General features: G+C 69.3%; 12 protein-coding genes. 9 read left to right on the plus strand and 3 right to left on the minus strand.

Annotated features, from left to right (window positions below; genetic code table 11):
- Nucleotides 1-113: 113 nt before the first annotated feature.
- The gene (locus HLH34_RS04870) at nt 114-827 is read right to left on the minus strand and encodes a response regulator transcription factor (RefSeq protein WP_183118475.1); all 714 of its coding nucleotides are present in this window, start codon (nt 825-827) and stop codon (nt 114-116) included.
- A gap of 260 nt (nt 828-1,087) precedes the next feature.
- Between HLH34_RS04870 and HLH34_RS04875 the strand changes: the two genes are divergently transcribed.
- The 6 genes from HLH34_RS04875 to trmB all read left to right on the plus strand — a co-directional run bounded on the left by HLH34_RS04875 (nt 1,088) and on the right by trmB (nt 8,299).
- Nucleotides 1,088-1,714, plus strand: coding sequence for a nucleotide exchange factor GrpE (locus HLH34_RS04875; protein ID WP_183118476.1), 627 nt, complete (start codon nt 1,088-1,090; stop codon nt 1,712-1,714).
- 205 nt (nt 1,715-1,919) lie between these two features.
- Nucleotides 1,920-3,830 carry a molecular chaperone DnaK gene (dnaK, locus tag HLH34_RS04880; RefSeq protein ID WP_183118477.1) on the plus strand — a complete coding sequence of 637 codons (1,911 nt, stop codon included), beginning with the start codon at nt 1,920-1,922 and terminating at the stop codon, nt 3,828-3,830.
- 187 nt (nt 3,831-4,017) lie between these two features.
- Nucleotides 4,018-5,145 (plus strand): molecular chaperone DnaJ, encoded by a 1,128-nt coding sequence (gene dnaJ / locus HLH34_RS04885; protein WP_183118662.1) that lies wholly within the window; start codon nt 4,018-4,020, stop codon nt 5,143-5,145.
- 271 nt (nt 5,146-5,416) lie between these two features.
- Nucleotides 5,417-6,193: a 4-hydroxy-tetrahydrodipicolinate reductase gene (gene dapB, locus HLH34_RS04890; RefSeq protein WP_183118478.1), complete on the plus strand. Its 777-nt coding sequence runs from the start codon at nt 5,417-5,419 to the stop codon at nt 6,191-6,193.
- Between the two features lie 152 nt (nt 6,194-6,345).
- Nucleotides 6,346-7,533: a methionine adenosyltransferase gene (gene metK, locus HLH34_RS04895; protein WP_183118479.1), complete on the plus strand. Its 1,188-nt coding sequence runs from the start codon at nt 6,346-6,348 to the stop codon at nt 7,531-7,533.
- Between the two features lie 19 nt (nt 7,534-7,552).
- A complete protein-coding gene (gene trmB, locus HLH34_RS04900; RefSeq protein ID WP_183118480.1) occupies nt 7,553-8,299 on the plus strand; it encodes a tRNA (guanine(46)-N(7))-methyltransferase TrmB in 747 nt (248 codons plus the stop codon).
- Nucleotides 8,300-8,433: 134 nt separating this feature from the next.
- Here the strand turns inward: trmB and HLH34_RS04905 are convergent, their stop codons facing one another.
- Together HLH34_RS04905 and HLH34_RS04910 are read right to left on the minus strand one after the other, a co-directional pair.
- Nucleotides 8,434-9,381, minus strand: a complete 948-nt coding sequence (locus HLH34_RS04905; RefSeq protein ID WP_183118481.1) for an SDR family oxidoreductase — start codon at nt 9,379-9,381, stop codon at nt 8,434-8,436.
- Entirely contained in the window at nt 9,378-9,959 is a 582-nt protein-coding gene (locus HLH34_RS04910) for a DedA family protein (RefSeq protein WP_240162214.1), read from the minus strand. Before HLH34_RS04910 ends, HLH34_RS04905 begins: the two co-directional genes overlap by 4 nt.
- 166 nt (nt 9,960-10,125) lie before the next feature.
- On the opposite strand from HLH34_RS04910, the gene HLH34_RS04915 reads away from it, so the two are divergent.
- The 3 genes from HLH34_RS04915 (at nt 10,126) to HLH34_RS04925 (ending at nt 15,879) form a co-directional block, all read left to right on the plus strand.
- Nucleotides 10,126-12,129 carry a S9 family peptidase gene (locus HLH34_RS04915; RefSeq protein WP_183118482.1) on the plus strand — a complete coding sequence of 668 codons (2,004 nt, stop codon included), beginning with the start codon at nt 10,126-10,128 and terminating at the stop codon, nt 12,127-12,129.
- Nucleotides 12,130-12,418: 289 nt separating this feature from the next.
- Nucleotides 12,419-15,160, plus strand: a complete 2,742-nt coding sequence (locus tag HLH34_RS04920) for a DNA translocase FtsK (RefSeq protein ID WP_183118483.1) — start codon at nt 12,419-12,421, stop codon at nt 15,158-15,160.
- The gene (locus tag HLH34_RS04925; RefSeq protein WP_183118484.1) at nt 15,157-15,879 is read left to right on the plus strand and encodes an RluA family pseudouridine synthase; all 723 of its coding nucleotides are present in this window, start codon (nt 15,157-15,159) and stop codon (nt 15,877-15,879) included. The genes HLH34_RS04920 and HLH34_RS04925 overlap by 4 nt, the downstream gene beginning before the upstream one ends.
- Nucleotides 15,880-15,905 lie beyond the last annotated feature (26 nt).

A 15,905-nucleotide genomic window follows, 5' to 3' on the forward strand; every position in this document is an offset into this window, starting at 1 on the left:
CGCGTCGCGGTTCAGGGCCGCGGCACCCGGGACCACGACGTTGCGGAACCGGGTGAACGGATCGGGCAGGGACAGGGTCCTGTTGCCGATGCGCACCCTTATTCCTGGCACCCTTATTCCTCCTTGTAGCGGTACCCGATGCCGTACAGGGTCTCGATCTGGTTGAATTCCTCGTCCACCTGGCGGAATTTCTTGCGCACGCGCTTGATATGGCTGTCGATGGTGCGGTCATCGACATAGATGTTCTCGCCATACGCCGCGTCGATCAGCTGGTCGCGCGACTTGACCAGCCCCGGCCGCGCCGCCAGCGCCTTGACCAGCAGGAATTCCGTCACCGTCAGCTGGATATCCTTGCCGCGCCACAGGCACTGGTGCCGGGTCTCGTCCAGCGACAGGTCGCCGCGCACCATGGTCCCGCCCGTCGCCTGGCCGCCGGCGGCCTCGACACGGCTGGCCTCGTTCCGGCGCAGCAGGGCACGGATGCGCTCCAGCAGCAGGCGCTGGGAAAACGGCTTGGTGATGTAATCGTCAGCCCCCAGGCGCAGGCCCATCAGCTGATCGACCTCCTCGTCCTTCGACGACAGGAAGATAACCGGAAGCTGCGACCGGCTGCGCAGGCGCTGCAGCAGTTCCATCCCGTCCATGCGCGGCATCTTGATGTCGAGGACGGCGAGGTCCACCGGGCGGCTCATGATCCCGTGCAGCGCGCTTTCGCCGTCTGTGTAGGTCCGCACGGTGAAGCCCTCGGCCTCCAGTGTCATCTGGACCGACGTCAGGATATTCCGGTCGTCATCGACCAGCGCGATGGTGTGTTTCGTCGGCTCCATTCCCGTATTCTCGCTCCATGCCGGCCGGTCTGCGGCCTTCCCGCTCTCGCCCGGGCGGGCTGGCCGGCCCCGGGGTGGCGGACAGCATAGCGCCAGCCGGCCCGCCCTGTCATGGGCGGCGATCCTGACCATCCGTCCATGTTCAGGCGCGCGGGCCGGGCGGCGCGTGTCCGCAGGGCGGAGGAAACCCGCAAATTCATCATGCCGCACACGCCCGCGACGCCTTGTCCATCGGCGCGGGCTCACCTACTTCATCAAGCATGAGCCACGATACAGACCCCACCCCCGTCGTCGACTCTCCGAACGGAGAGGCCGGCGTCTTCCCGCCGGGCCAGCCGTCCGGTACCGCAACGGACCAGGACGCCGCCCAGGCCTCCGGCAGCGCAGGCGGCGAAAGCCGCATCCAGGAACTGGAAAGCGCGCTGGAGGAAATGCGCGAGAAATGGATGCGCGCCGAGGCGGAGATGCAGAACCTGCGCACCCGCACGAAGCGCGAGATCGAGGACGCGCGCCAGTACGCGACCCAGAAATTCGCGCGCGACGTCGTAGAGGCCGCCGAGAACCTGAAGCGCGCGCTGGCCAGCCTGCCCCACGTGACCGAGGGTGAGGACCGGCTGATCGCCCAGATGCGCGAAGGGATCGAGAGCACCGAGCGCTCGTTCATCGGCATCCTGGAACGCCACGGCATCACGGCCGCCGACCCGGCCGGCACGCCGTTCGACGCCAACCACCACCAGGCGATGGCCGAACAGCACAGCGACGAACATCCGCATGGCACCGTGATCCAGGCCTGGACCCCGGCGTGGACCCTGCACGGCCGCCTGCTGAAGCCCGCGATGGTCGTGGTGTCGAAGGGATCGCCGAGCCCCGACAAGGCAGGCAGCTGAAGCGCCCCGGCCGCGAAAGTGCCAGGCCGGCGCCCGTCCCATGAAACGCCCCTTGAAACGAACGGCGGGGCTGAATACATGCAGGACAGGTTCGGCGGCACGGCCGCGGATGTGGTGAACAGTCCGTCCAATCCGTCAGAACAACAGGATCTAGGGTCCCATCCGGTGCTTCGGGCCGGGTCGGGCCGCTGAGAGGAGAGCATTCATGAGCAAGGTTATCGGTATCGACCTGGGCACGACCAATTCGTGCGTCGCCATCCGCGAAGGCGACGAGACCCGCGTCATCGAGAACAGCGAAGGCGCGCGCACCACCCCGTCGATGGTCGCCTTCGCCGACAATGGCGAGATGCTGGTCGGCCAGTCGGCCAAGCGCCAGGCCGTCACCAACCCCACCAATACGCTGTATGCCGTCAAGCGCCTGATCGGCCGCCGCTATGACGACCCCACCGTGACCAAGGACAAGGGCCTGGTCCCCTATTCCATCGTCGCCGGCGACAATGGCGATGCGTGGGTCGAGGCGCAGGGCAAGAAATACGCCCCGTCGCAGATCGCCGCCTTCGTGCTGGGCAAGATGAAGGAAACCGCCGAGGCCTATCTGGGCGAGACGGTGTCGCAGGCCGTGATCACCGTCCCGGCGTACTTCAACGACGCGCAGCGCCAGGCGACCAAGGACGCCGGCCGCATCGCCGGCCTGGAAGTGCTGCGCATCATCAACGAGCCGACCGCGGCGGCGCTGGCCTACGGCCTGCAGAAGAAGAACGGCGGCACGATCGCGGTCTATGACCTGGGCGGCGGCACGTTCGACGTGTCGGTGCTGGAAATCTCGGACGGCGTGATTGAGGTGAAGTCCACGAACGGCGACACGTTCCTGGGCGGCGAGGATTTCGACGCGCGGATCATCAGCTACCTGGCCGACGAGTTCAAGCGCGAGCAGGGCATCGACCTGCGCGCCGACAAGCTGGCGCTGCAGCGCCTGAAGGAAGCGGCGGAAAAGGCGAAGATCGAACTCTCCTCCTCCAAGGAGACCGAGATCAACCTGCCGTTCATCACCGCCGACGCCTCGGGCCCCAAGCATCTGGTGCTGAAGCTGAGCCGCGCGAAGCTGGAAAGCCTGGTCGACGACCTGATCCAGCGCACGATGGATCCGTGCCGCGCGGCCCTGAAGGACGCGGCGGTGTCGGCCGCCGAGATCGACGAGGTGATCCTGGTCGGCGGCATGACCCGCATGCCCAAGGTCATCGAGGCGGTGAAGCAGTTCTTCGGCAAGGAGCCCGCACGCAACGTCAACCCCGACGAGGTCGTGGCCATCGGCGCGGCCGTGCAGGGCGCGGTGCTGAAGGGCGACGTCAAGGACGTGCTGCTGCTTGACGTGACGCCGCTGTCGCTGGGCATCGAGACGCTGGGTGGCGTGTTCACCCGCCTGATCGACCGCAACACGACGATCCCGACCAAGAAGAGCCAGACCTTCTCGACCGCCGAGGACAACCAGGGCGCCGTGACCATCAAGGTGTTCCAGGGCGAGCGCGAGATGGCGGCGGACAACAAGCTGCTGGGCAATTTCGACCTGACCGGCATCGCCCCCGCCCCGCGCGGCGTGCCGCAGATCGAGGTGACGTTCGACATCGACGCCAACGGCATCGTGTCGGTGTCGGCCAAGGACAAGGCGACCAACAAGGAACAGCAGATCAAGATCCAGGCGTCGGGCGGCCTGTCCGATGCCGACATCGAGAAGATGGTCAAGGACGCCGAGGCGAACGCATCGGCCGACAAGGCCAAGAAGGAACTGGTCGAGGCCCGCAACCAGGCCGAAAGCCTGGCGCATCAGGTCGAGAAATCGCTGACCGAGGCCGGCGACAAGGTTCCGGCCGGCGACAAGGCCGAAGCCGAGGCCGCGATCGCCGCGGTGCGCAAGGCGCTTGAGGGCAGTGACGCCGCCGCCCTGAAGACCGCGTCCGACACGCTGTCGCAGGCGGCGATGAAGATCGGCGAGGCCGTCTATAAGGCCGGCCAGGCCGAAGCGGCCCCGGGTGCCGGTGCCGCCGGCGCGACCGGCCCGAACGGCGAGAAGGTCGTGGATGCCGATTTCGAGGACGTGGACGACAAGAAGTCCGCCTGACCCTCGCACAGACACCGACGACCGGCGGCGCGGGCCACACCCCGCGCCGCCCCAGTGACCCAAGGCGCCCGCGCTTCTGTGAAGGCGGGCGCTTTTTCCATGTATGACAGGGCCGTTCGAACCCATGGGCGTCCATTGCCCCTGATGGCGCGGACATTCCGGCACGGCCCCGCCAGTGAGGACCATGATGGCCACCAAGCTTGATTACTACGCCGTTCTCGAAGTCTCCCGCGATGCAAATGGCGACGAGCTGAAAAAGGCGTATCGCAGGCTGGCCATGCAGTACCACCCCGACCGCAACCCGGGGGACGAGTCCGCGGAAGCACGCTTCAAGGAGATCAGCGAGGCGTACGACGTCCTGAAGGACGAACAGAAGCGCGCCGCCTACGACCGCTTCGGCCACGCGGCCTTCGAGGGCGGCGGCCCCGGCGGTGGCGGCGGGTTCGATTTCGGTGGCGGCCTGGGCGACATCTTCGAACAGATGTTCGGCGACATGATGGGCGGGCGTCGCGGCGGCCGCCGGTCCGGCGGCGACATCCAGGTGCAGGTGACGATTTCCTTCGTCGAGGCCTTCACCGGGGTCAAGAAGCCCATCACCGTGCCCACCCGCGTGACCTGCGAGTCCTGCGACGGCACCGGTTCGGCCGACCGCGACCAGGGGGCGGTGTCCTGCCCGACCTGCCATGGAGCAGGCAAGGTCCGCGCCCAGCAGGGCTTTTTCCTGGTCGAACGCGCGTGCCCGACCTGCCATGGCACCGGCAAGATGGTCCGCAACCCGTGTACCGCCTGCCATGGCGCCGGCACGGTGGAAAAGGATCGCACGCTGGAAATCGCGATCCCGGCGGGGGTCGAGGACGGCACGCGCATCCGCCTGTCCGGCGAGGGCGAGGCCGGCGGCAAGGGCACGACCCCGGGCGATCTGTACATCCATGTCGCCGTCGAACCCCATCCGATTTTCCAGCGCGACGGCGCCAACATCTATTGCCGCGTGCCGCTGCGCATGACGCAGGCCGCCCTGGGCACCGAGATCGAGGTGCCGGTCGTGGACGGGACCCGCGCCAAGGTGAAGGTCCCCGCCGGCACCCAGACGGGCGAGAATTTCCGCCTGCGCGGCAAGGGCTTCTCGGTGCTGCGGTCGTCGGCGCGCGGCGACATGTATATCCAGGTCTCGGTCGAGACCCCGCGCCATCTGACCAAGCGCCAGCGGGAACTGCTGGAGGAATTCGAGGGCGAGGCCGGCGACCACGACCGCGCCAACCCCGAAAATGCAGGTTTTTTCAGCAAGGTGCGCGACTTCTTCGAAGGCAAGCTCTGAAATCTGGACGCGGCTGCACTGCGCTTCGCTACCCCCGGCCATCAAGGTCGCGTCCCTTCGATTCATGAGCGGGATCCAGGCCCCCCGCCCTGATGGGTTCGGGCAACGCCCGGCCTGTCCCGCTGTTGAAAGGGGGGCAGGATAGCGGTAGAAAACGTCGTCCATGGTGATCCCCCCACTCGCACCGTGGACATCCAGGCGGCGCGATCCCCCGGTCGCGCCGCCTACCGTTTTCTGGCGTTTTTCGGGGGCATGAGTCCGGGGCATGCATATGACGACGACACAGACGGTCCGGATCGGCATTGCCGGGATCAACGGACGGGTCGGGCGCCTGCTGCGCGAGGAAGTCGCGGCCAGCGGCGCCGTGCTGGCCGGCGGCACCACGCGCGACGCCGGCCCCGCGGCGCCCGGCCTGTTCGCGACCCTGGCCGAACTGGCCCCGCGCTGCGACGTGGCGATCGATTTCACCCACGCCACCACCATCCGCGACCATGCCACGATCCTGGCGCAGGCCGGCGTGGCCTGGGTGCTGGGCACCACCGGCCTGTCGCCGGCCGACCAGGACGCGGTGCGCGAGGCGGCGTGCCGCATTCCCGTCGTTCAGGCGGCGAATTATTCCCCCGGGGTCACGCTGGTCACGCGCCTGGCGCGCCAGATGGCGGCAACCCTGCCGTCGGGCAGCTACGACGCCGAAATCCTGGAAATGCATCACCGCCAGAAGGTCGATGCCCCGTCCGGCACCGCGCTGGCCATCGGGCAGGCCGTGGCCGACGGGCGCGGCATCGATCTGGCCACCCATACCGAAAGCGGCCGGACCGGCCATACCGGCCCGCGCGGGGCGGACGCCATCGGCTTCGCCGTGCTGCGCGGCGGCCAGATCGTGGGCGAACATACGCTGCTGTTCACTTCGGCCACCGAACAGATCGCCCTGACCCATCGGGCGTTCGACCGGCGCGTGTTCGCAACCGGCGCCGTCCGCGCGGCCTGGTGGGTCCGCGACCGCCCACCCGGCCTGTACACCATGGAAGACGTGCTGGGGCTGACATGACGGGGGGCGCGCCGCCTATTCCCCCGATCGGGACCGTGATATCCTGTGAAAACACTTGACGGTCTGTAGGTATTCGGCCAAACGGACCCGCCCGGACCCCGCATGCCCGGCGGCGTCATATCTTTCACCGTTTCGAGGTAGACAGGACCATCATGCGTAACAAAGGCGATTTTCTGTTCACATCGGAATCGGTGTCCGAAGGCCATCCCGACAAGGTCGCCGACCGGATCAGCGATACCGTCCTGGACGCCTATCTGGCCGCCGATGGGGAATCCCGCGTCGCCTGCGAAACGCTGGTGACGACGAACCGGGTCGTGCTGGCCGGTGAAGTGCGCGGACCGTCCTCGGTCACCACCGAAAGCCTGATCGAGGGCGCGCGCGCCGCGATCCGTGACATCGGATACGACCAGGCCGGCTTCTCGTGGAAGAATGCCAACGTTGAATGCTACCTCCATGCGCAGTCCGCCGACATCGCCGTCGGCGTCGATAGCGCGGGGAGCAAGGACGAAGGCGCGGGCGACCAGGGCATCATGTTCGGCTTCGCCACGCGCGAGACCGAGACCCTGATGCCGGCCCCGCTTTATTACGCCCATGGCATCCTGCACCGCATCCGCGACCTGCGGAAGGCCGGCGACGCCCGCGTCGCCAATCTGCAGCCCGACGCCAAGAGCCAGGTTACGCTGCGTTATGTCGACGGCCGCCCGGTCGGCGCGACCTCGGTCGTCATCTCGACCCAGCATGACGAGGGCGCCAGCCAGCCCGCGATCCGCGACGCCCTGCGCGAGATCGTGCGCGACGTCCTGCCCGAGGGCTGGATGTGCCCGGACGACGAATTCTACGCCAACCCGACCGGCGTGTTCGTGATCGGCGGACCGGACGGCGACTGCGGCCTGACCGGCCGCAAGATCATCGTCGACACCTACGGCGGCGCGGCCCCGCATGGCGGCGGCGCGTTCTCGGGCAAGGATCCGACCAAGGTCGATCGTTCGGCGGCCTATGCCTGCCGCTACCTGGCCAAGAACGTCGTGGCGGCCGGCCTGGCCGATCGCTGCACGCTGCAGATCTCCTATGCCATCGGCGTGTCGCATCCGCTGTCGGTCTATGTCGACCTGGACGGCACCGGCAAGGACGTGGACGAGGCGAAGCTGGGCAGCGTCCTGCGCGAAGTCATGAACCTGACGCCGCGCGGCATCCGTCAGCACCTGCGCCTGAACCGTCCGATTTATACCGAGACGTCCGCCTATGGGCATTTCGGCCGGACGCCGGACGCCGCCCGCGACAACTTCACCTGGGAACAGACCGACCTGGTGGACGCGCTGCGCGGCGCGTTCAACCGCTGATCGCCGCACCAGGCCCAGCATGACGGCACGGCAGGACGACGCCGCACCGCAGACGGGGTCGCCCGTCTCGGCCCCCGAGGTCAAGGCGTCGCCGGACCGGTTGTACGGCCGGCAGCGGGGCCACCCGCTGCGTCCCCGCCAGCAGCGCCTGCTGGACCTGACGCTGCCGCGCCTGCGCCTGGACCCCTCCGTGCTGGCCGACCCGGCACGCGGGTTCGGCCGCACGCCGTCCGGACTGTGGCTGGAAGTCGGGTTCGGCGGCGGCGAGCATTCACTGGCCCAGCACACGGCCCATCCCGACGTCGGCTATATCGCCTCCGAAGTGTTCGAAAACGGCATGTGCTCGCTGCTGTCCCGGCTGGTGCCGGACGGGCAGGAAGGCACGGCCCCGGTCCCCGACCTGCTGCGCCTGTGGGACGAGGACGCGCGTGCCCTGCTGCGCGCCCTGCCGGAGCAGTCGATCGATCGGATGTTCCTGATGTTCCCCGACCCGTGGCCCAAGGCCCGGCACGCCAAGCGCCGCTTCGTCCATCCCGCGACGATCCAGCTGGTGGCCCGCGTGCTGAAGCCCGGCGCCACCTGGCGCGTCGCCAGCGACGACCCGACCTACCAGGCCTGGGTGGAAGAGGTCATGGGCGCGCAGGATCTGTTCGACACCGCCCCCCCGGCCACCGAACGGCCCGAAGGCTGGCCCCCCACCCGCTATGAAACCAAGGCCCTGCGCGCCGGGCGGCAGCCGCTGTACTGGGTGTTTACCCGGCGTTGAGCCGGGGCGCTGTCCGAAGGCAAGGGCGTTGCCCTTGACCCACCAAAGGGCCTAGCCCTTTGGAAAACCGGGACTTTATAAACGAATGGGATGCAAGGGCCGAGGCCCTTGCCGGGTTCGGGCAGAGCCCGACCTTACGACAGGGCAACACCCGTCAGCCGTTCCGACACCTCCCACAACCGCCGTGCCGTCGGCAGGTTACGGGCCTGCGGCGGCACACGGGCGGCGGCCACCCGGCCGCGCCGTTCTCCTCGTCCCGACGGGCCGTAATAGCCGCCATCCGATGCCTCGGCCCCGGCGGCGGCGAACAGGATGGGGCGGGCGCCGGCCTCGGCCGACTGTCCCAGCAGGCGGAAGGCCGTATGGGTCAGGCGGCGCATCAGCCGTTCGGCCACGCCCTGCGGCGCGTCCGACCGGCTGACCGCGATATCGGTCAGCGACCACCCGGGATGAGCGGCGATGGAATGGAGCGCCCAACCCGCCGATTGCGCCCGCCGGTCCAGTTCCAGGGCGAAGATCAGATTGGCCAGCTTGCTCTGCTGGTACGCACCGAAGGGGGTATAGCGATGGCGCGATTGCAGGTCGTCGAACACGACCCGCCCCCGCCATGCCGCCAGGCTGGCGACGCTGACGACGCGGCCGCCGCCCGACGCCCGGACCAGCAGCGGCCGCAGCCGGGCGGTCAGGGCGAAATGGCCCAGATAGTTGGTCCCGAACTGAAGCTCGAACCTATCAGCCGTTTCCTGTCGGATCGGCGCACCCATCAGCCCCGCATTGTTCACCAGGATATCCAGCGACGACACCTGATCCGCCAAGTCCCGCGCGAAGGCGGCGACCGACGTCAGGCTGGCGAGGTCCAGCGGCATGAACCGCGCCCGCGCCTTCGCCACCCGGCCCTGCAGGCGGGCCAGCGCGGCCGCGCCCCGGTCCGGATTGCGGCCGGCCAGGATGACCGTCGCCCCCTTTTCTGCCAGCCCGCACGCGGTTTCGTACCCCAGGCCACCGGTCGCACCCGTTACCACGGCCACCCGTCCGGTCAGGTCGGGGGCGCGGTCGATCGTCCATTTGGCGGGTACGTTCATGCCGGCTTTTCCCCTTTCTGTTCGCGTTCGGCCGCCTCCATGGCCTCCTGGGTCAGGCGCAGTTCATTCTTCTTGAGAAAGAGGAACCCGCCGCCGATGACCGCGGCCGCGACAAGCCCCAGCGCGATCCCCACCGGCCCCGAGATCTGCAGCACCTCGTGCCCCAGATAATAGGTGCAGAACGCATAGCCCCCCGCCCAGCCGATGCCGCCCAGGGCGTTGAACAGCAGGAACGTATGCCACGGCATCCGGTTCGCCCCCGCCAGCAGGGCGACGAAGACCCGCAGCACGGCGATGAAGCGGCCGAAGAATACCACCTTGCCGCCATGACGGCTGAACAGATACCGCCCCAGCATCAGGCGCTGCGGCGTCAGGTAGACCTTCGACCCATGCCGTTGCAGCAGGCGGTAGCCGAAGATCCGCCCGATCAGATAGCCGAAATTGTCCCCCATGATCGCCCCCACGACAGCCGCCACCGCCACCCAGCCGATATCCAGTCGGTGCGTGGCCGCGCAATACAGGGCGGACGAGATGATCAGCGTTTCGGCCGGCAGGGGCAGGCCCATGCTTTCCAGCATGACGACTACGCCGATCACGCCATATCCGTACTGTATGAAAAGGGATTCGAACTGATGAAGCAGGGGACCGGACCTGTCCTGTTGCGAAGAACAGGCTGAGGAACCGTCTGGCCAGCGCGGTGTCAAGTCAATACGACGAACGGGACAGGCAAACAGGAGCATACACATGGCAGATCCGACCGTCCCGAATGGGCCGTCCGTGGCCGAACGGCCCTATGGAACCTGGCCCTCCGCCGTCACCACGGCACTGGTCGCGGGCAAGACGGTGGGATTGTCGGCGGTGCAGACCGATGGCGACGCCATCTTCTGGCTGGAAACCCGGCCTTCGGACGCCGGCCGCACCGTCCTGGTCCGCTGGACGGCGCAGGACGGTGCGGTCGATATCACCCCCGCACCGCTGGATGTCGGCACCCGGGTGCATGAATACGGGGGCGGGGCCTATGCCGCGTCGGGGGGCCGCGTCGCCTTCAGCAGCCGTACCGACGGCAGCGTCTGGATCGTCGAGGGCGACGGGCCGGCGCGGGCCATCAGCACGCTCGGCGGCCTGCGCTTCGCCGATTTCGCCTTCGATCCCGCCGGCGACCGGCTGTTCTGCGTGCGCGAGGACCATCGCGCGGGTGGCGAGCCGGTCTCGACCCTGGTGGCGCTGCCTCTGGCGGGCGGCGATCCGGTGACGCAGGAGGGACAGATCCTGGTGTCCGGGCCGGATTTCGTCAGTTCGCCCCGGCCCTCGCCGGACGGGCGCCATCTGGCGTGGATCGAGTGGGACCATCCCTGCATGCCGTGGGAGGCGACACGCCTGCGCGTGGCCCGGCTGGCACGGGACGCGGACGGCGGATGCGCGCTGGACGACGTCCGTACGCTGGCGGGCGACGGCGATCCGGAATCGGTCATCGAACCTGCGTGGGCGAACACGCGGGTGCTGTATGCGGCGTCGGACCGCAGCGGCTGGTGGAACCTGCTGCGCTTCACCCTGCCGGACGGCGCGGCCGCGCCCGTCGCCCCGATGGAAGCCGAGATCGGCCTGCCGCATTGGGTATTCGGGCAAAGCAGCTACCGTCTGCTGCCGGACGGGTCGATTCTGGCCATCGCCATCGAACATGGCGAGGGGCGGACGATCCGCATCAGTAGCGGCGGCGCATCCGATGCCATGGCGGTTCATTCCATCAGTCTGGGCCACCCGGCGCAGTGTCCGGCCCCGCTGGCGGACGGGTCTCTGGCATGGATCGACACCCCGCCGGACGGCCCGCCGGCGGTGGTGCGTGGCCGCGACGGCGCGCCCCCGGACATCCTGCGCGTGGCCACGACGCTGCCGCTGACGGCCGGCGACATCGCGCGGGCCGAGACGATCCGCTTCCCCCTGCCCGACGGGCCGGGCGGGGCGCAACAGGGCCACGCCTTCTTCTACCCGCCGACCAACAGCCGCTTTCGCGGCCCGGCGGACGAAAAGCCGCCCCTGATCGTAATGGCCCACGGCGGCCCGACCGGCCGGGCGAGCGAGGCCTTTTCCTTCAAGGTGCAATGGTGGACCAGCCGCGGCTTCGCCGTCGTGGACGTCAATTATGGCGGATCGACCGGCTTCGGCCGTGCCTATCGCCGGCGGCTGGAAGGGAAATGGGGCGAAATCGACGTGGCGGACTGCATCGCCGCCTGCCGCCATCTGATCGAGACCGGCCGCGTCGATCCGCACCGCATCGCCATCCGCGGCAGCAGCGCCGGAGGGCTGACGGTGCTGCTGGCGTTGGCGCGGTCAAGCCTGTTCGCCGCCGGCGCCAGCCTGTACGGCGTCACCGACCTGCGTGCCCTGGCGCAGGAGACCCACAAATTCGAATCCCGATACCTGGACAGTCTGGTCGGCCCCTACCCGGCGGCCGAAGCCGTCTACCTGGCCCGGTCCCCCCTGACGCAGGCCACCGGAATCCGCGCGCCGGTATTGTTCCTGCACGGGCTGGACGACGCCGTGGTCCCGCCCGGCCAGGCCCGCACCATGGCCCAGGCCCTGGCGAACAACGGCGTGCCCCACGCCCATTACGAATTTCCGGGCGAGGGCCACGGCTTCCGGCGCGAGGAAACCATCCGCCGCGCGCTGGACCTGGAACTGGATTTCTACGGTCAGATCTTCGGCTTTACAGTGCCGGACGTTGGCGAGCGGGTCGTCATGCGGTCGTGACGCGGGGCTCTGCCCCGCACCCCGCCAAGGCGGTCGCCTTGGAACCCGCGACTTCAGGAATTGAATGGGATGCAGGGGCCTCCATTCCGCCGGTACCGCCCAAGAGTCATTCCTGACGCGGATGGGTATAACTCCCTTCTGTATTCAGGGGCCACGAGGCTATAGTTCATCCGGTTCCGCAGCTCCCGGCCCGGCGTCGGGCGTCCACCGGCTTCATCGCGCCTGCCGTCCCCACGGAAACACCCCGTTTCCGCAGGGACGACAGGCCCCGCATACAGGATCCGAGCCTTTGCCGACCCTTGGCCGCTTCATCCCTGCCTCTCTGGTTTCTCCGCGCATCCGGTCGGCGGCACGGCAGAGGCTGGCCGAACTGGGGGGAATGACGCTGTGGCTGCTGGCGCTGGCGCTGGCCGCCGCGTTGTGGAGCTACAGCCCGCTCGACCCGTCGATGAACACCGCCAGCAGCCAGCTGCCCACGAATCTGCTGGGTGTCGTGGGGTCGTACCTGGCCGACGCGCTGCTGCAGAATGTGGGTATCCTGTCGGCCCTGCCGGTGTTGGCGCTGACGGCGTGGGGCTGGCGCATCATCCGCCATGCCGGGCTGGGGTCGGTCGCACTGCGGGTTATCGCCCTGCTGTGCGCCATGCCGGTGCTCGGCGCGCTGCTGGCGGCGGTGCCGATGCTGGTCCCGTCGCTGCCCACGCCGCGCTGGCCCACCGAATCGGGGCCCGGGGGGGCGTTCGGCATGTCGATCGCCCATGCCGCGCTACAGGCCGGGGCCTCCATCCTCGGCCCGGCGGGGCGGCTGGCGGTGTGGGGGCTGGGCCTGCTGCTGACGGTGCTGCTGGTGCCGCTGGCGATAGGGCTGTCGCTGGCCGAATGGACCGCGATCGGCCGGGGCATCCGCGTGGCGGCCCGCCAGCCGATGCGCCTGGCCCGCCACAAACCGGCCCGGCCGGCCGCCGACACGGCGCCCGCCGGTACCGGACGGTGGAACGGCGCGCTGGACGACGCGCCGGCCCCCGCGCCCCCGCCGCCGCGTCCGGAAATGACCGCCACCGCCCGCGCGCCCGCCCCGCCTCCCCGCACGATCCGGGTGGAACGGCCCGAACCCCGACCCGCCGCGCGCCCGGCCCCTCCCGCCCGGACGCCGGCCCGCCCGTCGCTGGGTACCGGCTGGGTCCAGCCGCCGGGCATGGGCGACGACGACGCCGCCGACCCGCCGCCGCTGCTGCTGGGCGGCCCGCGCGCGCAGGAAATCACGGCGTGGAGCACCGAGGAACCGGCTTTCCCCGAGGAAGAGGAGGAGGTGATCGCAGCCCCCCCCGCGACGGTCGCCGAGGGGCCGCGCGGCACCTTCCTGGACCGCCTGTTCGGCGGCCGGCCCGCCGCCGGCGAGCGGCCGCCCGCGCCCGACATGCATGCCCCCCACGGCGAGGAGCGGCCGGCCGGGCACGGGGGATATACCCCGCCGCCACCCGCCGACGGGCGCGACCCGTGGCGCCTGCCCTCGGCCGCGCTGCTGCGGGCTGCCCCGTCGCGCACCGAGACCGGACCGTCGCAGGAGATGTTGCAGGCCAACGCCCGCCTGTTGGAAACCGTGCTGTCGGATTACGGCGTGCAGGGGCAGATCGGACAGATCCATGCCGGCCCAGTCGTCACGTTGTACGAACTGGAACCCGCGCCCGGCATCCGCTCGGCCCGGGTGATCGGCCTGGCGGACGACGTGGCGCGGTCGCTGTCGGTGCTGAGCGTGCGCATCGCCACGGTGCCGGGCCGCAACGTCATCGGCATCGAGGTGCCGAACGCGATGCGCGAGACGGTGTACCTGTCCGAGCTGTTCACCGACGACGCCTGGCATCATGCGTCGTCGCGCCTGTGCCTGGCGCTGGGCAAGGATATCTCGGGGGTGCCGGTCTATGGCGACTTGGCGCGGATGCCGCATCTGCTGATCGCGGGCACCACCGGGTCGGGCAAGTCGGTCGGCGTGAACGCGATGATCCTGTCGCTGCTGTACCGGCTGTCGCCCGAGGAATGCCGTCTGATCCTGATCGACCCGAAGATTCTGGAACTGTCGATCTACGAGGGCATTCCGCATTTGATGACCCCGGTGGTGACCGAGCCCGCCAAGGCGGTCGCCGCCCTGAAATGGACGGTGCGCGAGATGGACCGCCGCTATCGCGCGATGTCGCACCTGCAGGTCCGCAATATCGGCAGCTATAACGAGCGCGTGGCCGAGGCCCGGGCGCGGGGCGAGGTCGTGACCCGCCGGGTGCAGACCGGCTACGACCCCGAAACCGGCCGTCCGACCTTCGAGGAACAGCAACTGGCGCTGGATTCCATCCCCTACATCGTCGTGGTGATCGACGAGATGGCGGATCTGATGATGGTCGCGGGCAAGGAGATCGAGGCCGCGGTGCAGCGCCTGGCCCAGAAGGCCCGCGCCGCCGGCATCCATGTCATCATGGCCACGCAGCGCCCGTCGGTGGACGTCATCACCGGCACCATCAAGGCGAATTTCCCGACCCGCATTTCCTTCCAGGTCATCAGCAAGTTCGACAGCCGCACGATCCTGGGCGAGCAGGGGGCCGAGCAGCTGCTGGGCCAGGGCGACATGCTGTACATGCAGGGTGGCGGCCGCATCACGCGCGTCCACGGCCCGTTCGTCGGCGACACCGAAGTCGAGGACGTGGTGCGTTTCCTGCGCAGCCAGGGCGAGCCGATCTATGACGACGACGTCATCTCGTCCCAGGACGAGGACGGCGGCGGTAGCGGGGGCGGGGGCAGCCGGTCGTCCGGCAACGGGCTGGGCGGCGGCGGTTTCGACGAGGAGACGAGCCTGTTCGACCAGGCGGTGGCCATCGTGGCGCGCGAGGGCAAGGCCTCGACCTCGTTCATCCAGCGCCATCTGTCCATCGGCTACAACCGCGCGGCGAAGATCATCGAGCAGATGGAAAAGGAAGGCATCGTCAGCGAGGCCAACCATGTCGGCCGCCGCGAGGTACTGCTGCGCCGTCCAGACGAGGAATGAGGACGGGCGACCCACGCGGGGCGCAGCCCCGCACCCCGCCAAAGGCAGTCGCCCTTGGCAATCAGGTGGAGCCGTTTCCGATCCTGTTCCGCGACAGCCGCTTCGTCGTGATCGACAAGCCGGCCGGGCTGGCGGTCCATCCGGGGCCGGGCGGCGGCCCGTCGGTCGAGGATGCGTTTCCCCTGCTGTCGCGCCGGCGGGACGGGCCGTGGCTGGCCCACCGGCTGGACCGCGACACGTCGGGCTGCCTGCTGATCGCATTGCGCAAGCAGGCGCTGCTGGCCGCCCAGCAGTGTTTCGCGACGGGCACCGCCGCCAAGACCTACTGGGCGGTGGTGCATGGACGGCCGGCCGCCATGCAGGGCACCGTCGATCTGGCGCTGGCCCGTCGGACGGACTCCAGCGGCTGGCGCATGGCGGCAGCGGCGGACGGCCAGCCCGCGCGAACCGACTGGCGGGTGCTGGCGTCCGACGGGCAGGAAAGCTGGCTGGAACTGCGGCTGCTGACCGGGCGGACGCATCAGGCACGGGTGCATTGCGCCAGCCTGGGCTGCGCCATCCTGGGCGACCCGGTCTATGGCCGGCCGGACGGCCATCGCCTGCATCTGATGAGCCGCCGGCTGGCCCTGCCGCTATCGCCGCCCGTCATCGCGGAAGCCTCACCCCCCGCCCACATCCGCGCCACCCTGGCCCGCCACGGCTGGACCCTGCCCGAATAACCAGATTTCAAAGGCAAGCCTTTGAT

The sequence above is a fragment of the Gluconacetobacter azotocaptans genome, assembly GCF_014174355.1.
GTDB lineage: Bacteria > Pseudomonadota > Alphaproteobacteria > Acetobacterales > Acetobacteraceae > Gluconacetobacter > Gluconacetobacter azotocaptans.